Below are 21,699 nucleotides of genomic sequence, written 5' to 3'. Positions count from 1 at the left end.
AAGATTTTAGATAGTTTTTCAATTTTGGCTTTACGATTTTAGACGGACAAATGTAGGAAAAAAGGTTGTTATAAAATCAAGCAAAATTTAATATTGTTATAATAAAGAACAAAAAAATCTCCGACTATTTTAATAATCGGAGATTTTATATTTTAAGTTTTAAATGAAACTTTTGAGATTATTTTACTAAAACCCAAGTTCCAGCAGCGATTAAACTTTCTGCTTTTTTAAACTTCATTGTCTCTGTTTTACCAGTTGCAACTTCTTGAACGGTAACCGTATCATTTCTGTTGATTTTTGGCATATCTCTAACAATCGTTTCTGTTACTTGACGTTCTTGCGTTTGTCCAGCTTCACGATTCATGTTTTCGCTGTTTGGAATTTCGTCTTTACTTAATTGTAAATTTTCTTGCTGACGAACTTCTCTTGCTTCGTGAATTTCAGGAGCGTTTTGAGCTGGTAAATCACCTTTAAATAAGAATGAAATAACTTCTTTATTAACGTTGTCCAACATTCCTCTAAACAAGTTGAAAGCTTCTAATTTGTAAATAAGCAATGGATCTTTTTGTTCGTGAACAGCCAATTGAACAGATTGTTTCAATTCGTCCATTTTGCGTAAATGTTTTTTCCAAGCTTCATCAACAATAGAAAGTGTGATGTTTTTCTCAAAATCAGCAATTAATTGCGCTCCTTCGCTGTCGTAAGCTTTCTTTAAGTCTGTTACCACATTCAAAGTTTTGATTCCATCTGTAAATGGAACTACAATTCTTTCAAAATGATTGTTTGGCTCTTCAAAAACTCCTTTAATAATTGGGAAAGCTTCTCTAGCGCTTCTTTCTGTTTTTTCAGTATAAAATGCTAATGCTTCTTTGTAAACTTTTCCAGTAACTTCAATATCTGACAATTTTGCAAAATCAGCTTCAGAAATTGGAGAAGTGATTCCGAAGTAACGAATTAAATCAAATTCATATCCTTTAAAATCATTTGCAATTTTATTGTTGCTTACAATTAGTTCGCAAGTATCATAAAGCATGTTCGCGATATCTAATTTAAGACGCTCACCAAACAATGCGTGACGACGACGTTTGTAAACAACTTCACGCTGTGCATTCATAACGTCATCATATTCTAATAAACGTTTACGAACACCAAAGTTGTTTTCTTCTACTTTTTTCTGAGCACGTTCGATAGATTTAGTCATCATAGAATGCTGAATAACTTCACCTTCTTTAAGTCCCATTCTGTCCATTACTTTCGCAACTCTTTCAGAACCGAAAAGACGCATTAAGTTATCTTCAAGAGAAACATAGAATTGAGAACTTCCTGGATCTCCCTGACGACCAGAACGACCACGTAACTGTCTGTCTACACGACGAGAATCATGACGCTCTGTACCAACGATTGCTAAACCTCCTGCAGCTTTTACTTCTGGAGATAATTTAATATCGGTACCACGACCAGCCATATTTGTTGCAATAGTTACAACTCCGGCTTTACCAGCTTCTTCAACGATTTGTGCCTCTTGTTTGTGCATTTTAGCATTCAATACGTTGTGTGTGATTCCTCTCATTTTAAGCATACGGCTTAATAATTCAGAAATCTCTACAGAAGTTGTTCCAATAAGAACTGGTCTTCCAGCGTTTGATAATTCAGTTACATCTTCGATTACAGCGTTGAATTTTTCACGTGTAGTTTTGTAGATATAATCTTCTTTGTCTTGTCTTGAAATCGGACGGTTTGTTGGAATTTCAACAACGTCTAATTTGTAAATCTGCCATAACTCTCCAGCTTCTGTAACTGCTGTACCCGTCATACCACCTAATTTGTTGTACATTCTGAAATAATTCTGTAATGTAACAGTTGCAAAAGTTTGTGTAGCAGCTTCAATTTTTACATTTTCTTTTGCTTCGATCGCTTGGTGAAGACCGTCTGAATAACGACGTCCGTCCATGATACGACCTGTTTGTTCATCGACAATCATAATTTTGTTGTCCATGATAACATACTCTACGTCTTTTTCGAATAAAGCGTATGCTTTTAAAAGCTGTGTCAGCGTGTGGATACGCTCGCTTTTTACACCAAAATCTTGAAATAATCTTTCTTTGGCTTCAGCTTCAGAGTCTTTATCTAATTTTTGTCTTTCGATTGCAGCGATCTCAGTTCCGATATCTGGAAGTACGAAGAAATCTGAATCGGTATCTCCAGAAAGGTATTTAATACCGTTATCTGTCAATTCAACTTGATTGTTTTTTTCTTCAATTACAAAATATAAAGCTTCATCAATTTTATGCATTTCACGGTTGTTATCCTGCATGTATTGATTTTCAGTTTTTTGAAGTAATTGTTTAATTCCTTCTTCACTCAAAAACTTAATTAAGGCTTTATTTTTAGGTAAACTTCTGTAAGCTCTTAGCAATAAAAATCCACCTTCTTTAGTATTTCCTTCTTTGATAAGTCTTTTAGCTTCCGCTAAGAAACCATTCGCTAACTGACGTTGTTGTGCAACTAAGTTTTCGATTTTTGGTTTCAATTCATTAAATTCATGACGATCTCCTTGAGGAACCGGACCAGAAATAATAAGTGGTGTTCTAGCATCATCGATCAATACCGAGTCAACCTCGTCGACAATTGCATAGTTGTGTTTTCTCTGTACTAAATCGCTTGGCGAATGTGCCATGTTATCTCTTAAGTAGTCAAAACCAAATTCGTTGTTGGTTCCGTAAGTGATATCAGCGTCGTATGCTTTTTTTCTTTGTTCTGTACTTGGCTGGTGATTATCGATACAATCTACAGATAAACCGTGGAATTCGAATAAAGGTGCTTTCCAAGTACTATCACGTTTTGCAAGGTAATCATTCACAGTTACTAAGTGAACTCCATTTCCAGTTAAAGCGTTTAAGTAAAGTGGAAGAGTAGCTACTAAAGTTTTACCTTCTCCAGTTTGCATCTCTGCAACTTTTCCTTCGTGTAAAACCATACCACCAATTAACTGAACATCATAATGAATCATGTCCCAAGTGATGTCTTTTCCGGCAGCATTCCATTTGTTAGCCCAGATTGCTTTTTCACCTTCAATAGAAATATAAGGTTTCGCTGCTGAGAATTCGCGGTCTTTTGGAGTTGCAGTAACTTCAATATGTGAGTTTTCTTTAAAACGACGTGCTGTTTCTTTAACAACTGCAAACGCTTCTGGAAGAATCTCCATCAAAGCTTTTTCTGAGATTTCATAAGCCTCTTTTTCAAGAGCATCGATAGCATCGTAAAGATCTTCTCTTTTGTCGATGTCTTCGATATTTTCTACTTCTGCTTTAAGCGAAGCAATTTTAGCATCTTTCTCAGCTCTGGCTTCTTTTATTCTGTCTTTAAAATAAACGGTTCTTCCTCTTAATTCGTCGTTTGATAGACTCGTTAAAGAAGTTTCGAATGTTTTAATTTTATTTAAATAAGGTTGTAAAGCTTTGACATCTTTCTGCGATTTATCGCCTACAAAGACTTTAATGATACTGTTTATGAAACTCATGATTTATTGTATTTCTATTTTATGTATATATTTGAACCAAAAAAAAAGTCTCTATGATGAGAGACTTTTTCATTTGGTTTATTTTTTAATATTCATCCTCATTCCAAAGATAATCTTCGTCTGTTGGATAATCAGGCCAAATTTCTTCCATTGATTCATATATCTCACCTTCATCTTCGATAGACTGAAGGTTCTCTACTACTTCTAATGGAGCACCAGCTCTAATAGCATAGTCTATAAGTTCATCTTTGTTAGCAGGCCATGGCGCATCACTTAAATAAGATGCTAATTCTAATGTCCAATACATCTGTTATCTGTTTAGTTTGTGCAAAAATAAATTTTTTACCGAAAAAGACAAGTAATTTTTGATTTATTTTAATAAAATTTAAGAACGTCTCTTGTTAAATTCCAATTTTTAAATTTCAAATTCCAAAAAAGGAGCTTAAAACCTCCATTTTTAAAGCTTTTACGAAAAAAAATAAATTCGAAGAATTTTTAGTTTTTCTTGGAATTTGGGATTTAGAAATTTAGAATTTTAAGAAAATTTATTTTCTCGGAATCCATTTAACTTCCTCCGCTTTTAGGTCAAACGACAACTTCCGTGCCAAGACAAAAAGGTAGTCAGAAAGTCGGTTTAAGTACATAATTGCGATTTCCGGAACGTGTTCATTGTGGCTTAAATGTACTGCCAAACGCTCTGCGCGACGACAAATACATCGTGCAATATGACAATGTGACACGGTAGGGTGACCGCCTGGCAAAACAAAATGAGTCATTTGCGGAAGACTTTCTTCCATCTTGTCTATTTCGTTTTCAAGCAATTCAATATCGGAATCAATTATTCCTAAGTTTTCTAAACGAAGTTTTCCGTTTTTTAAAACTTCTTTTTCCTGCGGTGTTGCCAAAATGGCGCCTACAGTAAAAAGACGATCCTGAATTTCGATTAAAATAGTTTTATAATGGGAATCTATTTCCTGATCACGGATTAATCCGATATAAGAATTTAGTTCATCAACAGTTCCGTAACTGTCAATGCGGATATGATCTTTCGGTACGCGGGTTCCTCCAAAAAGAGCCGTTGTTCCTTTGTCTCCGGTTTTAGTATATACTTTCATTTTTTTTTAGATGCTAAGTTCTCAGATGTTGAGGTTCTAAGTTTTTTACTTTTAATTAAAACCAAGATCTTTTTTGAGTTTTTTAAATTCGTTTTCAGCGTTATTGTTGAAATTGCCATATTCTCCAGCTATTGCCGCGGTTGATTGAAGTTGCGAACATTCTAAACAAATTTGTGTTTGGCAGATTACGTTGTTATTCTTAAAATAAACGAAAGCAAGTCTGGGTTCATAACAACCTGCAATATTTGGATTTTCATATGTCTTTTTACTGCCTAGAATTGAACTTAATTCCAATATTTGCTCAGTATTAAGTTTTTGTTTTCTATTAATAGTACTTATATATTCGCCTTTTTCATTAATAGGATAAAAGAAATCTTCGCCGTCAAAACCTATATAATCAATTGCTATCACCGAATCACATTGAAATCCTTTTGAATAAGATAAATTATTGTCTATTTTTAATTTAACTGTTTTTTCAGTCAGCCATTTTATTTCTGTTCTTGAATTTTTTGGCGGCAGAAGTTTCAAAGAATTTTTATTTTCCAGTTCTTTTTTACAGGATACTAAAATTAAAAATGATAATAATAAATACGGTAAACGCATAAATGTAATTTTAGATTTTAGAGTGTAGATTTATTTTGAGACTTAAAACTTCTTATACTTTAAAACTTTAGTCAGTAATGAATTTTAGATTTCAGTTGATTTTTTCAATCTAAAATCTAAAATCAGAAATCTAAAATTTCTTAGACGTATCACTTTCAATCAATCCGTCTCTCAAACGAATTACACGATGTGCATAAGCAGCGATATCTTCTTCGTGAGTTACCAAAATTACCGTATTTCCCTGTTCGTGAATATCCCCAAAAAGCTTCATGATTTCTACAGAAGTTTTACTGTCTAAGTTTCCTGTAGGTTCATCGGCAAGAATAATAGAAGGTTTATTGACTAAAGCTCTGGCAACGGCAACACGCTGACGCTGACCTCCAGAAAGCTGATTCGGTTGATGATCCATTCGGTCACCTAAGTTAACTTGTTTAAGAACTTCTGTGGCACGGGCAATTCTATCCGTTTTTCCATATCCGGCATAAATCATTGGTAATGCAACATTATCCAAAGCGGTTGTTCTTGGTAATAGATTAAAGGTTTGAAAAACGAATCCGATTTCTTTATTTCTGATTTCTGCTAATTCGTCGTCTCTCATTTGACTGACATCTTTTCCGTTTAAAACATAACGTCCAGAAGTAGGAGTGTCTAGACAACCTAAAAGATTCATCAAAGTCGATTTTCCCGAACCAGATGGTCCCATTAAAGCAACATATTCTCCTTTATTTATTTCTAAATTAATTCCTTTTAAAACGTATACGATTTCATTGCCTAAAACGAAGTTTCGTCTAATGTCGGTTATTTTAATTAATGGTTCAGCCATTTGGTTTTACAATTTTGGATTTAAAAGTACGAAACACTTTTCAATAAATAATAAGTAGTTTAGAATTGGGATTTGTTACAAAAACTCTTTCAGAAAGTAAGTATTTAAAGAATATGTTTTTTAAAATAGACAATTGTTATATGTTTTTTATTTGTTTTTGCATAATCATCATTATTTGGTGTTTTTTATAGTTTTAAAATGTTTTTAATTTTAAAAACATGATAATAATGTAATTTGTTAAATGAAGGTATTTAGTAAATTTGATTTAAATATTAATTAAAACAATCAAGATATGAAAAATATAAAAATAGCTACGGGAATTGCATTATTAGCATTAAGCTTTACATCATGTAAAGATGAAAAACAAGAAAAAGCACAGCATACAATTGACTCTTATGTTGCCTACGTTGATTCGGTAAAAAATGTGAAAGCCGAAGATTTAAAAGAAAATTGGACTGCTGTCGAATCAGAATATGATAGAAGAGCTGCAGAAGCAGATGCCGCTTTAGCAGATATTAAAGATAATGCTGCTCAAACAGAAAAAATAAACACAAGTAAAGCAAAATACGAAAGCTTTAAAAATGAAATGACCACCCTTCTTGCCCCTCCGGCTCCAAGTCCTAAACAACAACTTAGAAATGCTTTGTTTGGTGAAGGAAAAATTGGAGACGATATGAGTTTTGCCTGGGTAAATGCTCAAAATATTCATAGTGTTTACCAACAATTTGTTCATACAGTTGAGAATAATAAAGACAGCTATTCTCGTGAAGACTGGGATGAAATAAAAGTATTGTACGAAGCATTAGACAGCAGAAAAAATACTGTTGAAAAAGAAGGTTTAACTGCTGAAGACAATAGAAAAATCGCAGGTTTAAAAATTAAATTCGCACCTATGTATACTGTAAACAGAATGGGTGCAAAAGCTGAAGAAAATAAAGAAGCTAAAAAATAAATGCAATTTTGAATTAGTAAAAAAGGCGATCAAATTTTTGATCGCCTTTTTTTATGCTCTTATAATAAAATGTTCTTTTTCCTGTTCGTATCTAAAAAACACAAATCCCCATTGAAAAGTATCGATAGTGACTTTTACTTTTGGGTGGTTTTTTATCGTTTCCCAAGCTTCTTCCATTTCTGGAGACCAATGAATATCATCAAAAATCCAAACAGAATCGTTGTTTATCGTTGGCAGTAAAAGCTCGAAATAAGCTAAAGTTGCTTTTTTAGAATGATTTCCATCAAAATAAATGAGATCGTAAATTTTTGACTGCAGATTCTCAGCAATTAAAAAAGATTCAAATTCTGAAATTACATTTTCAACATTCGTACAATCAAAATCATTTAACTGATTTTTCGCAACAGCTCCCGTATTCGGGCATCCTTCGAGTGTAATTACTTTTGCGTTCGGATTTCCAAGAGCCAAGGCAGAAGTTGCTAAACCTAAAGATGTTCCGATTTCTAAAATAGAATTGGGCTGAAAATATTTTGTAACGCGAAATAATAATTGCGCTCTTTTTGGCGAAATTCCCGCTGTTGAGGCAATCTTTGAAATTTGTCTTCGGTTTGATTTGAAGACTTTTGAGCCTGCACCAAAATCGGTTACTTCAATAAAATTCTTATTTTCTAAAAGTGATTTTCGATAATTTTCTAAAACCAGATATTCTGGCTTTCTTTTTTTATCATAAAAACATTTAGTCAGTAAATTAAAAACAAAAGGCGAATGTACCGCATGTTCGTTTTTAGATTTCCAAAGGAATTTTAAATAAGAATTTATTTGAAAGAACATTTTGTTAACTTTTCAGGATCAATTTTAGTTCGTTACAGAAATTACTTTAATATCAAAAATAAGAACTGAACCAGGAGGAATATCTCCAACTTTAGTGCTTCCATAGCCTAAATGAGCAGGAATCAATAAAACACCGCTTCCACCTTCTTTAAAGTAAGGGATTCCTTCTCTCCAGCCTTCAATTAATCTGCTTAATTGAAACGTACTTCCGTCACTAGTAGTACTTTGGTCAAATACAGTTCCAGTTGTCAGATATCCTTTGTAAGCAATTGTTACAGTTGATGAAGCAGATGCTTGTTTTCCAGTTCCTTGTTCATTTATAATAAAATACAAACCTGTTCCTGTCGCTTGGGCTTTTGCAGTAAGATTGTTCTTTGCTAAATATTCGGTAATTTGAGTCTCGTTTTCTGCAGAGTAATCTTTAGGCACAATCGTTTCTGGATTTTTACCTCCATCAATAGAACAAGATGTAAAAAGTGTTATTGTGAATAACACAGCTAATAGTTTTTTCATGTGGTATTATTTTTTTTATGATGAGCGAATATAATAAAATAAGTTTTTTATGTTCCTCTGGCTGATAATTTTAACTTTCTAGTTTTGCAGAAAGCTCAAACCATCTTTCTTCTTTTGCGTCTATTTTATTGATAATGTTTTGAAGCTCATTTGCTTTTTTCTCAATATCAGCATCAGCTACTTTTCCGTCAGAGAATAATTGTTCGATTTTAGTTTTTTCGATTTCAAGATCTTTTATTTCTCTTTCTATTTTCTGATATTCTTTTTGTTCGTTAAAAGTCAGATTTCCGGTTGGATTATTTTGTTTCCATTCTTTCTTTTCTGCTTTGTTTTCTTCTTTTTGAGCAACATCTGCACTGTCTTCGTACGCTCTAAAATCAGAATAGTTTCCTGGGAAATTTTCGATTTCACCTTCTCCTCTGAATACAAATAAATGATCTACAATTTTATCCATAAAATAACGGTCGTGCGAAACTACCAATAAACATCCTGGATAGTCTAAAAGAAAACTCTCTAAAACATTTAATGTCACGATATCCAAATCATTTGTTGGCTCATCCAGAATTAAAAAGTTAGGATTCTGAATCAAAACCGTACATAAATACAAACGTTTTAATTCTCCACCGCTTAATTTTTCTACATAATCGTATTGTTTTTTTGCATCAAAAAGAAAACGTTCTAATAATTGCGAAGCAGAAATAATTTTTCCTTTTGCTAAAGGAATATATTCTCCGTATTCTTTTATAATATCAATAACACGCTGTCCTGGTTTTGGATTAATTCCAGATTGCGTATAGTACCCAACTTTTATTGTGTCACCTTTTACAACACGCCCGCTGTCTGGTGGAATTGTTCCTGTTAAAAGATTTAAGAAAGTCGATTTTCCAGTTCCATTTTTTCCGATAATTCCGATTCTTTCGCCACGTTGAAAATCAAAACTGAAATTATCTAAAATAACTTTTTCTTTAAATTTTTTAGAAAGTTTATGAAGCTCAATAATCTTGCTTCCCATTCTTTCCATATTAATTTCAAGCTCTACTTTATTCTCTTTACGTCGGCTTTGCGCTTTCTCTTTAATTACATAAAAATCATCCTGACGTGATTTAGATTTCGTAGTTCTCGCTTTTGGCTGACGGCGCATCCATTCTAATTCTTTTACGAACAAGTTTTTGGCTTTATCCACGCTGGCGTTTTCAGACGTAATTCGTTCTTCTTTTTTCTCTAAATAATAAGAGTAATTTCCTTTGTATTGGTATAATTTCCCGTTGTCTAACTCGATAATTTCGTTACAAACGCGCTCTAAAAAGAAACGGTCGTGCGTAACCATAAACAACGTAATGTTTTCTTTCGCAAAATAGCTTTCAAGCCATTCGATCATTTCAAGGTCCAAATGGTTGGTTGGCTCATCTAGAATCAATAAATCGGGACGATTAATTAAAATGATTGCCAATGAAAGACGTTTTTTCTGTCCTCCAGAAAGATTTTTTACTTTTAGTTTAAAATCTTCCAGTTTCAGTTTAAAAAGAATCTGCTTATACTGCGTTTCAAAATCCCATGCATTATGCTGATCCATTCCGTCAAAAGCCTTTTGGTAAGCTTCTTCATCTTCTGGTTTTTCTAATGCTTTTTCATAAGCTTCGATGATTTTCAGCGTTTCATTATCCGAAGCAAAAATACTTTCTTCGATAGTCAATTCGTCCTGAAGATTGTTATCCTGAGAAAGAAATGCCATTCTGATGCCTTTTCTTAAAACCACTTGTCCAGTATCTGGCTCATCCAAACCATTGATGATGCTCATAATAGTGGTTTTTCCAGAACCATTTTTGGCAATAAAAGCGATTTTTTGGTCTTTATTAATTCCAAAAGAAATGTTGTCAAAAAGGACTCTTTCGCCAAATGACTTCGATATATTTTCTACAGATAAGTAATTCACAAGAATAAAATTTTCTGCAAAAGTAAACTATTATATTCGATTTGCGAATGGCTCTTTTTGAGCTTTATTTCTGAAGATAGTTTTTTATTAAATTGCTCAAATCAAAATAATGAATTTGCTGCATTACATTTAGTATAGGTTTTCGAACCAAAGATTCATTCGTTAAAAAATAATGCAAACCATCTTTTGTTGCGATTCCTTCAATTTGATGAAAAGGAAGTTTGAGATCAATACGTCTTTTATTGCCAGACAAAAAGTCTTGATTTTTAAAATCATACAATAAAAATAAAAAAGGTTTTCCTATTTTGGAATAACCGCAGAGTACAATCAGATTTTTGTTTTCTAAATACGTGGCGCCGGTTATCAATCCTTTGGTGTCGAGTGAGGTAATGAATTTTGCAGTTTGTTTTCCTTCTTTATTTTCTAACGAATAAATACTGGTTTTAGACGAATTCCATTGTTTGGTAAAAAGATAAATGCTGTCTTTTGAAACGATAAAAGCTTCACAGTCAAAATCAGTTTTATTGGGCTTTGAAGCAGAAAAATCCGTTTGGTTGGAATAGGTAAACGAAATCGTTTCTATTTTAGGTTTTTCGTCAAAGAAAGATTTTTTTTCAATTTTTAAGATTTTTAAATCCGATCTGTTTCCAGAATAATTGTTCCCGAAATCACCAATATAAATATATGTGCTGTCTTGAGAAATCTCTTCCCAATCGTGATTTGTAACGGCATTTAAAACAATTTTCTTTCTGATTTTTCCCAGCGTATCTAAACCATAAATAGTTTTATCGTGATCGTCATTGTGTGTCCATAGTAAATTATCGAAAGCTATTAAACCCGAAGTTTCTTTTATAGAATCACTTAATTGAACACTATATTCAGGTTTCAATTTTAGGTTTTCATAAATACAGCTTCCGTTGTTTTGAACAGCGTTAGAATCGTAATTTTTAGCCAATGAATCTGTACAGCCCGAAACCTGGGAATTTGCAGTAGAAACAACAATAAAAAAGAAGAAAAAAGTTTTGAGCATAATGGTAACCGTTCGTATTTGCTAAAGTTAAAGCTTTTGAGAAACAGATGGTATCAAAATAAGAATCTTTATGAATACTTTTAGATTTTAAAAAACTGATTGTTTGAAATAATTTCTTTCAAAACAGCGGTATCTGCAATCTTAACTTTTTCCTGAAATGCGTCAATATGCTTTCTGTGATGAATATCGGTACCACAAAAATCATACATTCCTTTCTTTAAAAGTTCGTCTGCTGTTTTTGCAACTTTAGAGCCGTAATATTCTACTGTTGCAAGTAAATTCAATTGAAAAAGACAGCCAAGGTTTTTCAATTTTGCATATTCCTCTAAGTTTTTGTGGAAATAGATATAACGTTCCGGATGTGCTAAAACAGGAATGTAGCCAGCAACTTTTAAATCAAAAATAATTTTATGCAGGTTTATCGGCGGACTTTGATACGATATTTCTACCAATACATAATTATCTTTTAAAGTAAGCAGTTTTTCATTCTTAAAATGATTTTCAAACCAATCATCCATAAAATATTCTGCAGCGGCTCTTATTGGTGTATTGATTTTCTTTTCTTTTAATGAATTTCTAGTTTCAATAAGCTTGTTTTGAATGATTTCGGGAGAATTATTCCAAACATAATGGCTTATGTGAGGCGTTGTAATAATTTGCGAAATTCCAAGTTCTTGAAAAGATTTTACTAATTCTATAGATTTTGAAATGTTCTTTGCGCCGTCATCAATGCCTGGCAGAATATGAGAATGAATATCAATAAAATGACTTCCCAGCAGGTCTTTTAAATAAGGTTTGGATTTGAAGAATGATAACATGGCGCAAATGTATACAAATTGCAATAGTATTTGAAGATTAATTTAATGTAACAATTGTAACCAGCATTTTAGAATTATGTTATATTTGGTTTTACTAAAAAAACTAAATTTTTATGAAAATAAAAGAGAATTTATACAATCAAAGAATAATTTCTATTGACGCTTTGCGCGGAATTACCATTTTTGTAATGATTTTTGTAAACGAATTAGCAAGCATAAAAAATGTTCCGCAATGGATGAAACACATGCCTGCAGATGCAGATGCAATGACTTTTGTAGATTTAGTTTTTCCTGCTTTTTTATTTATCGTCGGAATGTCAATTCCGTTTGCCTTTAATGCCAGATTATTAAAAGGAGACAGTGCCAAAACAATTTGGGAGCATACTTTCAAAAGAGCTTTTGCCTTAATTGTAATAGGTGTTTTTATGGTAAATGCCGAATATGGTTACGATGCATCAAAAATGATAATCGAGCCTGTATTTTGGGGACTTTTAGCCTATATAATGCCAATTCCGATTTGGAATAAATATCCAAAAGATTTTCCACTTTGGTTGAAAAACGTTCTGCAGTATGGCGGAATTTTAGTTTTAATCACACTTTATTTTTTATACATTCGAGATACCGGCGAAAGAGGAATGACGCCAAAATGGTGGGGAATTCTCGGATTAATTGGCTGGGCGTATCTTTTTACCGTAATTTATTATTGGCTGGTAAATGGAAATCTTTGGGCAATGATCGGATTTCTAGTTTTTTCGGTTCTGATGAATTCTGTAAATCTCATCGAAAACTCATTCGTTCATAATACAACTTGGCTTAGTTTTATAGCAGGACATCTTACACATGCTTCTTTGGCTTCCGCCGGAGTTGTTATTTCGCTTTTGTTCTTTGATCGAAAAATCGATTCAAAAATCAATTGGCCTGTCATTGGTTTTATACTATTATTTACGGCAACCGCAATTTTACTTCGTCCCTATTTCGGGATTTCAAAAATAAAAGGAACACCGTCTTGGACAATGCTTTCGGCCGCAATCTGCACCGTTTTATTTTACTTTTTGTATTGGCTGATGGAAGTAAAAAAACAAACCAAATGGAGTGAGTTTTTTATGCCCGCAGCCGCAAATCCGTTATTGATTTATATTCTGCCGGGTGTAATTTATTATTTCTGTAAAGCTTTTAATATTCATATCATTCCAGGATATTTTAGAGAAGGAGTTCCAGGAATTATCTGGTCTTTAGTGTTTTCTACAATTATGCTTTTTGTAATGAAAATTTTGAATAAATATAAAATTCAGCTGCAATTGTAGTTTTTGATTTTTGAAAATGAGAAAATTTAACGCAAAGCCCGCTAAGTTTTAATTAAAGGGTTTTGTGAAACTCAAAGTTCGCAAAGCTTTTTGTTGAATAAGCTTTGCGAACTTTAAGTTTTATCACTATCAATATAATATTCTTAGCGTGCTTTGCGGTAAAATAACTTTTCTAGAAAACCTGAAACAAATTTAACCTTTAAAAACCACCGATTTTATCTTTAGCACCGACCCAGAAACAGGATTATAATTCACAAAATTGAATTTGCATAAATTGTGAATATTTAAAACTCTGCCATCAGGAAGTTCATCCAATTTAAAATCAGACCACAGAATTTTTATTGTTGTAAAATCATCTGGAGAGGCAGGTAAACTTACTCGAGGGTGCGAACCGCCATGAACACAGCCGTTTCCTTCGCTGTTTCCTTCTCTAGCTTGTAATTTTATAACTTGCGTAGATTGATAAGTGATTTCGATGTATTTTGATTCTTTCGAAAGATTTGTCGAAGCTCCGTCATTTGTTCCCGAATTTGTAATCATCATATTTAGTTCAATTTCGCCTTTTGGATACTCTTTAGAAGTGACAACAATAATTCCTTTTTGCTGCCTTATTTCATTTATCGTTTCTTCATTTTCCTTCGCTGGGCCGGCAATAAACCATTTATTTGATTTTACGAGATTGAAATTGTTTTGTCCTTTCGCTGAAAAGCAAAATAAAAATAGTAAAACCAATAAAATCGAAAGATTCTTCATAAAATGAGTTTAGCATAGAATTAACTCAAATATAGTTTTTTGCGCAATTCAAAATTCTATTTTATTCATTTAAAAAATATGCACTGTAATTCTCAATAAAAATTTAAATTTGTAAGATATTGTTTTTTAAAATATTGTAAATGAGTAGTTTAAAATTAAAATTTGCGATGTTTTTATTTTTAACCGCTTCATTTTGTCATGCACAAAATGACAGCATCACTATGGGAAATCACGATATTTTAGACGTTATTCATAAAATCTTTGATAAAAACGACAGTATCAAAAAAGACAGGCAAAAAAAGGTTGCCTTTTCGTTATTGCCCGTTCCTGTAGATGTAAATTCAAGCACAGGTTTAGTGGTGTCTTTTTTGACTACTTTTTATTTGGGCGAAGACCACGAAAAAACCAAAATGTCTCAAATTACTTTTTCGCCTTATTTTAGTTTTACCAAACAATATGTTTTTCCGGTTCAGTCCTATATATATACGAGTGAAAACAAATGGAATTTTATCGGCGATTATCGCTACATGATTTATCCGCAGTATACTTATGGTTTGGGAGAACATAATTCTAAAGAGAAAATGTCGACTTTAGATTATCAGCAATGGCGTTTTTATCAATTTATCACCCGAAAAGTAATTGGAAATTATCGTTTAGGAGTCGGTTTTCTTTTAGATAATTATCAGAATATTGCTGAGGAATCTTATATCGACGAGGAAACCGATTATTATAAATATATGAATGGCGATTATGCAAACGAAAGTTCCTTCGGATTTGCTGTTCAAGGTTTGTATGACTCCCGCGAAAATATCATAAATACTGAGCAAGGACTTTATATCGAAGCCGATCTGCGAATTAATACCAGTGGAGTTGAAGGCGATAAATGGCAGTCTTTATATGTAGACGCAAGAAAATACCATTCGTTTAGTAAAACCAAACACAGAGTTTGGGCCTCGAGGGCTTTTTATTGGTCAACTTTTGGAGGAAAACCTCATTATTTAGATTTGCCTAGTATTGGCTGGGATCGCGACGGAAAAACGGGACGAGGTTTTACTAAAAATAGATATAGAAGTAACGCTTTAATTTATTTTGAAACCGAATATAGAACAGATATCACTCGAAACGGATTTTTTGGTGCTGTGTTTTTTACCAATATTTCGTCAGTTTCAAAATTAGATACTTATCAATTTAAGAAGTGGAATCCCGCAGTTGGAACCGGAATTCGTATCAAATGGAACAAACGCAACGGCAGTAATTTTGCGCTGGATTACGGAATCAGTAAAAACGATTGGTCTTTACGTTTGGGATTGTCTGAAAATTTCTAACTTCGGCCTAAATCTACAGATCCCTTTTTCATGCAGTTATCGATTATTATTCTTAATTATAATGTCCGTTATTTTCTGGAACAATGTGTTTTGAGCGTTCAGGAAGCCATAACGGCAATCGATGCAGAAATTATTGTGGTCGATAATAATTCCTCAGACGATAGTGTTTTGATGATGCAGGAAAAATTTCCAGATGTAAAGCTCATTCAAAACAAAGAAAATTTTGGTTTTCCAAAAGGTAATAATATTGGTTTTCGTCAAGCGAAAGGAAAGTACGTATGCATCTTAAATCCTGATACGGTTGTTGCTGAAGATACATTTGTGAAGATTCTGGCTTTCGCCGAAAGGCAGCATAATCTCGGAATTATCGGCTGTAAATTAATTGACGGAACAGGAAATTTTTTGCCCGAAAGCAAACGCGGTATCCCGTCGCCTTGGATCGCTTTTACGAAGATTTTCGGATTGTATAAACTCTTTCCAAAATCGAAACTTTTCAATCAATATTACGCACAGCATTTAAGTGAAAATGAAACTGGAAAAGTGGCTATTTTGGTCGGTGCTTTTATGCTTTTAGAAAGCCGTTTGTATCAGGAATTACAAGGTTTTGATGAAGATTGTTTTATGTATGCCGACGATATCGATCTGTCGTATCGTGCGTTGCAGAAAGGCAAACACAACTTTTATTTTCACGAAACTACTGTGATACATTATAAAGGAGAAAGCACAGTAAAAGACGAAAAATACATGAAACGTTTTCAGGAAGCGATGAATTTCTTTTATGAAAAACATTTTAAGAAGTCTTTATTTTTTAGTTTTTTTATCCAAATTGGAACTTGGTTTTTCTCTTTTGTAAAAATGTTTCAAGGAAAAACCAAAACAGCGGCGAGTCCAGAAAATTTTATTTTTTATTCAGAAAACCAGAAATTGTCTGAAAAATTAGCCTTAGTTTTAAAAAATAAAGTCCGCTTTATAAAATTCCCCGAAGAAAAATTGGTAAATTCGTCCCTTGTTTTTGAGGGGAAAAGGATTGAGATTATTTTGGATAATGAGTCTATTTCATTCAAAAAATGCATCAAAATCATAGAAACTCTTAAAGATAAGAAGGTTACTTTTAAAATTTTGCCCAAAAATACCCATTTTATAATTGGAAGCAATTCTAAAAATGACAGGGGTGAAATTTTAAAAATCGAGTAAAAAATTATATTTAATATAATTTATGTTTAATTTTTTCAGTAAATTCGCAATCTGAAAATCAAAAACATCTTTTAGTTTAATAATATGGCAAGATTTGAATTAAAGCTTCCGAAAATGGGAGAAAGTGTCGCTGAAGCAACCATTACAAACTGGTTGAAAGAAGTTGGAGACAAAATTGAAGCTGATGAAGCTGTACTAGAAATTGCAACGGATAAAGTTGACAGTGAAGTGCCAAGTGAAGTATCAGGAGTTTTAGTTGAGCAGTTGTTCAGCAAAGACGATTTAGTTCAAGTCGGACAAACTATCGCAATTATCGAAACAGAAGGAGGAGAAGCTGCAGCATCAGAAACTGTAAATACAGTTGAAGAAACTGCTGTTCCTGCCGAAGCAGCAGTAATTGAGCAGACAATCGAAGCGGTTAAAGAAACTACTACAACTCAAGATTTCAGCAGTTCGGATAAATTCTTTTCTCCATTAGTAAAAAATATTGCGAAAGAAGAAGGTGTTTCTACTTCAGAATTAGATGCTATTGCAGGTTCTGGAAAAGATGGACGAGTAACAAAAGAAGATATTTTAAAATATATAGAAGATCGTAAAGCTGGAGTTGTACAAGCACCAAAAGCTGTTGAGCCAGTTTCGGAACCAGTTCAAGAAACTCCGAAAACAGTTGTTGAAGCTCCTAAAGTGGTTGCTGAAACGCCAAAAGCGGTTGAGTCAGTTGCTCCAAAAGCGCAGCAGGCAGTTCCGGTTTCTGTAAACGGTGGTGACGAAATTGTAGAAATGGACAGAATGCGTAAACTGATTTCAGGTTACATGGTAGCTTCGGTTCAAACTTCTGCTCACGTTCAGTCTTTTATTGAAGTGGATGTAACGAATATCGTAAAATGGAGAGATAAAGTAAAAGCAGCTTTCGAAAAAAGAGAAGGCGAGAAATTGACTTTTACTCCAATTATGATGGAAGCAGTTGCAAAAGCTCTGAAAGATTTCCCTGGAATGAACATTTCTGTAGATGGAGAATATATCATTAAAAAGAAAAATATCAATTTAGGAATGGCAGCAGCTCTTCCAAACGGAAATTTAATTGTTCCTGTAATTAAAAATGCAGATCAGTTGAATTTGGTTGGAATGGCAAAAGCGGTTAACGATTTAGGAAACCGTGCAAAAGCTGGAAAACTAAAACCAGACGATACACAAGGCGGAACATACACTGTTACAAACGTTGGTACTTTCGGAAGTGTTTTTGGAACGCCGATTATTAATCAGCCGCAAGTTGGAATTTTAGCTCTTGGAGCAATTCGTAAAGTTCCTGCGGTTATCGAAACTCCAGAAGGTGATTTTATCGGAATCCGTCAGAAAATGTTCTTGTCTCACTCTTACGATCATAGAGTTGTTGACGGAGCTTTAGGAGGAAGTTTTGTGAAAAGAGTAGCAGAATATTTAGAAGCTTTTGATATAGAAAGAGATTTCTAGAAATCAATTATAAAAATAAATTCAAATCCGATAGGTGTTTAAGCTTATCGGATTTTTTTTGTTTTGTAAGAAAAGTTTAGGTGCGGATGCTCTATCTTGTGGAAGAGTCTATTTGGAAAAGTTAAAATCACAATTTGAAAGCTTTTTTAGACAAAAAAAACAAGAATAAGGGAAGAAATTCGGCTTTAAAAATTACATTTGTAAACTTATAAAAATTAGAAATGGAATTAAAACTTAACAAACCAATTTGCTTTTTTGATCTCGAAACAACGGGAATTGATATCGGTAAAGATAGAATCGTAGAAATTTCAATATTCAAAGTTTTTCCTAACGGAAACAAAGAAAGTAAAACCTGGCTGGTTAATCCAACAATTCCAATTCCTCCTCAAACAACGGCTGTGCACGGTATTACCGACGAAAAAGTGGCCAACGAACCTACTTTTGCAGAACTGGCACCGCTAATTCATAACATGATTAAAGACAGCGATTTGGGAGGATTTAATTCCGATCGTTTTGATATTCCGCTTCTTGCTGAAGAATTACTTCGTGCTGGAGTCGATTTTGATATGAAAAACAAAGTCTCTGTAGATGTTCAGACTATTTTTCATAAAATGGAAGAAAGAACGTTAAGCGCTGCTTTAAAGTTTTACTGCGGAAAAAGTTTAGAAAATGCCCATTCGGCAGAAGCCGACACTATGGCGACTTATGAAATTCTAAAAGCACAGTTAGATCGTTACCCAGAATTAGAAAATGATATGAAAGCTTTGTCTGAGTTTACAACGCGCAAGAAAATTGCTGATTTTGCAGGAATGATCGCTTTTGATAAAGATAACGAAGAAATTTTTACTTTTGGAAAACACAAAGGAGCAAAGGTGGAAAAAGTATTAGAGTCGGAGCCAGGATATTTCAGCTGGATTCAAAATGCTGATTTTCCTTTGTACACCAAAAAAGTTTTGACAGCAATAAAATTGAGAAAATTAAATACGAAGTAAGGTCCTAAGTCGCTAAGTTTCTGAGATGCTAAGTTTTTTAGTTTCTTAGAAACTTAGCGACTTAGCATCTTAGAAGCTTAGAAAAAAAATGAAAATTGTTTGTGTCGGCAGGAATTATGCCAATCATATAGAAGAGTTAAAAAACGAACGTCCGAGTGAACCAGTAGTTTTTATGAAGCCTGATTCGGCAGTTTTGTTGAAGCAGCATCCGTTTGTAATTCCAGAATTTTCGGAAGATGTGCATCATGAAATCGAAATAATCGTAAAGATTAATAAGGTTGGAAAATACATCGAGCCAAAATTTGCTCATAAATATTATGACGAAATAAGTGTTGGAATCGATTTTACGGCGCGTGATCTGCAAAGTAAGTTAAAAGAAAAAGGACTTCCATGGGAAAAAGCCAAAGCATTTGACGGTTCGGCAGTTATTGGTGATTTTGTTCCAAAAACTGATTATGTTTCGATGGAAAATCTTAATTTTGAATTGCGAAATAATAACGAAACGGTTCAAAAAGGAAATTCAGAAATGATGCTTTGGAAAATAGATGAACTGATTTCGCATGTGTCGCAGTTTTTTACATTAAAAATTGGGGATATAATTTTTACAGGAACGCCGGCAGGTGTTGCGGCTGTAAAACCAAATGATGTTTTAGAAGGCTTTTTAGAAGATAAAAAATTATTCAGAATACAAGTAAAGTAATGGCTTTAAAATACAACCTTTCGAAAGTGTATGCGCTTTCAGACAATGATCCTGAATTTGTAAATCAAATTTTAACCTTATTTGTTACAGAAGTTCCAGAAGATTTAAAAGAAATCAAAGAAGGGATTAAAAAGAAAGATCATAAATATGCTTATTCTTATGCACATAAAATAAAACCAACATTAGATTTAATGGGTTTAAATGTTGCTTTTGAAGAAATCTTGCAGGTAGAAGCCTGGACAAAGGCCGAAGGCAAGAAAAAAGATATCATTGAAACTTATAAAAGCATAAAAACACAAGTTAAAGAAGCGATCAAAGAAATAAAAAAAGACTTTGATTTGTAAAATTTTATAGCCCAATTCTGTTTTTGTTGATAGAATTGGGTTTCTTTATTTTTCCTCCCCCATCTTAAATATCATTTTTTAAAAATAAAACTAATGCATTGTTTTGTCAGGATTCAGTGCGCTAAATTCTTTCTTAATAATGACTTACTGTATTGGTAAGTAAAAATATTTCACAAATATGAAAGCAGCAATTATTACCATTGGAGATGAAATTTTAATTGGTCAGATCGTAGATACAAATTCAGCTTTTATAGCTAAATCGCTAGACAGAATAGGAGTTGAGGTAATAGAAATGCTTTCTATCAGCGATGATAAAAAACACATTCTAGATACTTTTGCGCAATTTCAGAATAGAGTAGATGTTGTTATTGTAACTGGTGGCTTAGGTCCGACAAAAGATGATATTACCAAAAAAACTTTCTGCGAATACTTTAATGACGAATTGGTTGTGAATCCAGAAGTTCTGGCGCACGTAACAGAGTTGATAGAAGGGTTTTACAAAAGACCAATTTCACAATTGAATAAAGATCAAGCTTTGGTTCCGTCAACTTGCACCGTTTTGCATAACAAAGTAGGAACAGCACCAGGAATGTGGATGAAAAAGCAAAACACAGTCTTTATTTCGCTTCCAGGAGTTCCGTACGAAATGAAATATTTGGTAGAAGAAGAGATAATCCCCAAAATTGTTCGCGAGTACAAACGTCCCTATATTATTCATAAAACCATTTTAACGTATGGTCAAGGCGAAAGTTTAGTTGCAGAACGTATCGAGCATTGGGAAAATAATCTTCCAGAATTTATAAAGTTGGCTTATCTGCCAAATCCCGGTCGCGTGCGATTAAGATTGACGGCAAGAGGAACCGATAAAGAGCTTTTAGAAAAAGCAATAGAAGATAATGTAACATCATTAGATGCTATTATTCATGATATTATAGTCGGTTACGACGAAAATGAAACAATAGAAGCTGTTGTTGGAAAACTACTTGCTAAGCAAAATAAAACCATTGCAACCGCAGAAAGTTTTACAGGCGGAAAAGTAGCTTCATTATTATCTGCTGTTCCTGGAGCGTCGGCTTATTTTAAAGGAAGTGTAGTTTCTTATGCAACTGAAGCTAAAATAAATGTTTTAGGTGTTTCTGAAGATTTAGTTAATGAATATTCTGTTGTAAGTGCGCAAGTTGCGTCGGTAATGGCTTCGAATGTGAAAAACCTAATGAAGACGGACTATGCGATAGCAACGACAGGTAATGCAGGTCCTTCAAAAGGGGATTCTGATGCTGAAATTGGCGCAGTTTTTATTGCTTTGGCAACTCCGAGCGGTCTAATTGTAGAAGAATTTAACTTCGGACAACCGCGTGAAAAAGTGATAGATAGGGCAACAGTTAAGAGTTTAGAAATATTGCAGAAAGAAATTTTAAAAATTGTGTAATATTTTTTTGCTACAATGGTTTATTTTTCTTTTCTTTGCACCCTGATTTT

Annotated in this window: 20 protein-coding genes; 9 read left to right on the top strand and 11 right to left on the bottom strand. The window is 33.3% G+C overall.

Translation table 11 applies throughout. From position 1 onward, the window contains the following. Positions 1–178: 178 nt before the first annotated feature. The 5 genes from secA to ACFSC2_RS08380 all read right to left on the bottom strand — a co-directional run bounded on the left by secA (position 179) and on the right by ACFSC2_RS08380 (position 6,061). Entirely contained in the window at positions 179–3,520 is a 3,342-nt protein-coding gene (gene secA, locus ACFSC2_RS08400) for a preprotein translocase subunit SecA (RefSeq protein WP_379816951.1), read from the bottom strand. Positions 3,521–3,605: 85 nt separating this feature from the next. Beyond that, complete coding sequence (locus ACFSC2_RS08395) at positions 3,606–3,827, bottom strand: DUF2795 domain-containing protein (RefSeq protein ID WP_007138072.1); 222 nt, start codon at positions 3,825–3,827, stop codon at positions 3,606–3,608. Between the two features lie 238 nt (positions 3,828–4,065). After that, positions 4,066–4,635 carry a cob(I)yrinic acid a,c-diamide adenosyltransferase gene (locus ACFSC2_RS08390; RefSeq protein ID WP_229349106.1) on the bottom strand — a complete coding sequence of 190 codons (570 nt, stop codon included), beginning with the start codon at positions 4,633–4,635 and terminating at the stop codon, positions 4,066–4,068. Between the two features lie 51 nt (positions 4,636–4,686). Beyond that, positions 4,687–5,238, bottom strand: a complete 552-nt coding sequence (locus tag ACFSC2_RS08385) for a hypothetical protein (RefSeq protein ID WP_379816950.1) — start codon at positions 5,236–5,238, stop codon at positions 4,687–4,689. A gap of 130 nt (positions 5,239–5,368) precedes the next feature. Beyond that, entirely contained in the window at positions 5,369–6,061 is a 693-nt protein-coding gene (locus tag ACFSC2_RS08380) for an ABC transporter ATP-binding protein (protein WP_379816949.1), read from the bottom strand. Positions 6,062–6,353: 292 nt separating this feature from the next. Between ACFSC2_RS08380 and ACFSC2_RS08375 the strand changes: the two genes are divergently transcribed. Beyond that, positions 6,354–7,013, top strand: a complete 660-nt coding sequence (locus tag ACFSC2_RS08375) for a DUF6565 domain-containing protein (protein ID WP_379816947.1) — start codon at positions 6,354–6,356, stop codon at positions 7,011–7,013. A gap of 51 nt (positions 7,014–7,064) precedes the next feature. Here ACFSC2_RS08375 and ACFSC2_RS08370 read toward each other — a convergent pair whose 3' ends face one another. The 5 genes from ACFSC2_RS08370 to ACFSC2_RS08350 form a co-directional block, all read right to left on the bottom strand. Beyond that, the gene (locus tag ACFSC2_RS08370) at positions 7,065–7,844 is read right to left on the bottom strand and encodes an O-methyltransferase (protein ID WP_379816946.1); all 780 of its coding nucleotides are present in this window, start codon (positions 7,842–7,844) and stop codon (positions 7,065–7,067) included. A 24-nt stretch (positions 7,845–7,868) separates the two neighbouring features. Next, positions 7,869–8,357, bottom strand: coding sequence for an FKBP-type peptidyl-prolyl cis-trans isomerase (locus ACFSC2_RS08365; RefSeq protein ID WP_379816944.1), 489 nt, complete (start codon positions 8,355–8,357; stop codon positions 7,869–7,871). A gap of 70 nt (positions 8,358–8,427) precedes the next feature. Further along, positions 8,428–10,290: an ABC-F family ATP-binding cassette domain-containing protein gene (locus ACFSC2_RS08360; protein WP_379816943.1), complete on the bottom strand. Its 1,863-nt coding sequence runs from the start codon at positions 10,288–10,290 to the stop codon at positions 8,428–8,430. 64 nt (positions 10,291–10,354) lie between these two features. Continuing rightward, the gene (locus ACFSC2_RS08355) at positions 10,355–11,320 is read right to left on the bottom strand and encodes a T9SS C-terminal target domain-containing protein (protein WP_379816942.1); all 966 of its coding nucleotides are present in this window, start codon (positions 11,318–11,320) and stop codon (positions 10,355–10,357) included. A gap of 80 nt (positions 11,321–11,400) precedes the next feature. After that, positions 11,401–12,138, bottom strand: coding sequence for a tyrosine-protein phosphatase (locus tag ACFSC2_RS08350; RefSeq protein WP_379816941.1), 738 nt, complete (start codon positions 12,136–12,138; stop codon positions 11,401–11,403). Between the two features lie 113 nt (positions 12,139–12,251). Between ACFSC2_RS08350 and ACFSC2_RS08345 the strand changes: the two genes are divergently transcribed. Next, on the top strand, positions 12,252–13,442 hold the full coding sequence (locus ACFSC2_RS08345) for a DUF5009 domain-containing protein (protein ID WP_379816940.1): 1,191 nt from the start codon (positions 12,252–12,254) through the stop codon (positions 13,440–13,442). Positions 13,443–13,634: 192 nt separating this feature from the next. Here the strand turns inward: ACFSC2_RS08345 and ACFSC2_RS08340 are convergent, their stop codons facing one another. After that, on the bottom strand, positions 13,635–14,195 hold the full coding sequence (locus ACFSC2_RS08340; RefSeq protein WP_379816939.1) for a hypothetical protein: 561 nt from the start codon (positions 14,193–14,195) through the stop codon (positions 13,635–13,637). Between the two features lie 140 nt (positions 14,196–14,335). On the opposite strand from ACFSC2_RS08340, the gene ACFSC2_RS08335 reads away from it, so the two are divergent. The 7 genes from ACFSC2_RS08335 (at position 14,336) to ACFSC2_RS08305 (ending at position 21,649) form a co-directional block, all read left to right on the top strand. Further along, entirely contained in the window at positions 14,336–15,520 is a 1,185-nt protein-coding gene (locus ACFSC2_RS08335; RefSeq protein ID WP_379816938.1) for a BamA/TamA family outer membrane protein, read from the top strand. Between the two features lie 30 nt (positions 15,521–15,550). Beyond that, positions 15,551–16,714, top strand: a complete 1,164-nt coding sequence (locus ACFSC2_RS08330; protein WP_379816937.1) for a glycosyltransferase family 2 protein — start codon at positions 15,551–15,553, stop codon at positions 16,712–16,714. Between the two features lie 84 nt (positions 16,715–16,798). Further along, positions 16,799–18,184, top strand: a complete 1,386-nt coding sequence (locus ACFSC2_RS08325) for a dihydrolipoamide acetyltransferase family protein (RefSeq protein ID WP_379816936.1) — start codon at positions 16,799–16,801, stop codon at positions 18,182–18,184. A gap of 221 nt (positions 18,185–18,405) precedes the next feature. Continuing rightward, a complete protein-coding gene (locus tag ACFSC2_RS08320; protein WP_379816935.1) occupies positions 18,406–19,176 on the top strand; it encodes an exonuclease domain-containing protein in 771 nt (256 codons plus the stop codon). 88 nt (positions 19,177–19,264) lie between these two features. Continuing rightward, a complete protein-coding gene (locus ACFSC2_RS08315; RefSeq protein ID WP_379816934.1) occupies positions 19,265–19,876 on the top strand; it encodes a fumarylacetoacetate hydrolase family protein in 612 nt (203 codons plus the stop codon). Continuing rightward, positions 19,876–20,220 (top strand): Hpt domain-containing protein, encoded by a 345-nt coding sequence (locus ACFSC2_RS08310; RefSeq protein ID WP_379816933.1) that lies wholly within the window; start codon positions 19,876–19,878, stop codon positions 20,218–20,220. The genes ACFSC2_RS08315 and ACFSC2_RS08310 overlap by 1 nt, the downstream gene beginning before the upstream one ends. A 178-nt stretch (positions 20,221–20,398) precedes the next feature. After that, positions 20,399–21,649, top strand: coding sequence for a CinA family nicotinamide mononucleotide deamidase-related protein (locus ACFSC2_RS08305; protein WP_379816932.1), 1,251 nt, complete (start codon positions 20,399–20,401; stop codon positions 21,647–21,649). The last annotated feature ends 50 nt before the right edge of the window (positions 21,650–21,699 follow it).

Origin of the sequence: Flavobacterium artemisiae (genome assembly GCF_042678225.1) — a bacterium.
Lineage (GTDB): Bacteria > Bacteroidota > Bacteroidia > Flavobacteriales > Flavobacteriaceae > Flavobacterium > Flavobacterium artemisiae.
The sequence above is the reverse complement of the archived record's forward strand: the minus strand, read 5'-3'. Positions and strand labels throughout refer to the sequence as shown.

Excerpts from the sequence above, each read along its gene's own strand:
- secA (WP_379816951.1), bottom strand. The coding sequence starts at position 3,520 with ATGAGTTTCATAAACAGTATCATTAAAGTCTTTGTAGGCGATAAATCG.
- ACFSC2_RS08395 (WP_007138072.1), bottom strand. The coding sequence starts at position 3,827 with ATGTATTGGACATTAGAATTAGCATCTTATTTAAGTGATGCGCCATGG.
- ACFSC2_RS08390 (WP_229349106.1), bottom strand. The coding sequence starts at position 4,635 with ATGAAAGTATATACTAAAACCGGAGACAAAGGAACAACGGCTCTTTTT.
- ACFSC2_RS08385 (WP_379816950.1), bottom strand. The coding sequence starts at position 5,238 with ATGCGTTTACCGTATTTATTATTATCATTTTTAATTTTAGTATCCTGT.
- ACFSC2_RS08380 (WP_379816949.1), bottom strand. The coding sequence starts at position 6,061 with ATGGCTGAACCATTAATTAAAATAACCGACATTAGACGAAACTTCGTT.
- ACFSC2_RS08375 (WP_379816947.1), top strand. The coding sequence starts at position 6,354 with ATGAAAAATATAAAAATAGCTACGGGAATTGCATTATTAGCATTAAGC.
- ACFSC2_RS08370 (WP_379816946.1), bottom strand. The coding sequence starts at position 7,844 with ATGTTCTTTCAAATAAATTCTTATTTAAAATTCCTTTGGAAATCTAAA.
- ACFSC2_RS08365 (WP_379816944.1), bottom strand. The coding sequence starts at position 8,357 with ATGAAAAAACTATTAGCTGTGTTATTCACAATAACACTTTTTACATCT.
- ACFSC2_RS08355 (WP_379816942.1), bottom strand. The coding sequence starts at position 11,320 with ATGCTCAAAACTTTTTTCTTCTTTTTTATTGTTGTTTCTACTGCAAAT.
- ACFSC2_RS08350 (WP_379816941.1), bottom strand. The coding sequence starts at position 12,138 with ATGTTATCATTCTTCAAATCCAAACCTTATTTAAAAGACCTGCTGGGA.
- ACFSC2_RS08345 (WP_379816940.1), top strand. The coding sequence starts at position 12,252 with ATGAAAATAAAAGAGAATTTATACAATCAAAGAATAATTTCTATTGAC.
- ACFSC2_RS08340 (WP_379816939.1), bottom strand. The coding sequence starts at position 14,195 with ATGAAGAATCTTTCGATTTTATTGGTTTTACTATTTTTATTTTGCTTT.
- ACFSC2_RS08335 (WP_379816938.1), top strand. The coding sequence starts at position 14,336 with ATGAGTAGTTTAAAATTAAAATTTGCGATGTTTTTATTTTTAACCGCT.
- ACFSC2_RS08330 (WP_379816937.1), top strand. The coding sequence starts at position 15,551 with ATGCAGTTATCGATTATTATTCTTAATTATAATGTCCGTTATTTTCTG.
- ACFSC2_RS08325 (WP_379816936.1), top strand. The coding sequence starts at position 16,799 with ATGGCAAGATTTGAATTAAAGCTTCCGAAAATGGGAGAAAGTGTCGCT.
- ACFSC2_RS08320 (WP_379816935.1), top strand. The coding sequence starts at position 18,406 with ATGGAATTAAAACTTAACAAACCAATTTGCTTTTTTGATCTCGAAACA.
- ACFSC2_RS08315 (WP_379816934.1), top strand. The coding sequence starts at position 19,265 with ATGAAAATTGTTTGTGTCGGCAGGAATTATGCCAATCATATAGAAGAG.
- ACFSC2_RS08310 (WP_379816933.1), top strand. The coding sequence starts at position 19,876 with ATGGCTTTAAAATACAACCTTTCGAAAGTGTATGCGCTTTCAGACAAT.
- ACFSC2_RS08305 (WP_379816932.1), top strand. The coding sequence starts at position 20,399 with ATGAAAGCAGCAATTATTACCATTGGAGATGAAATTTTAATTGGTCAG.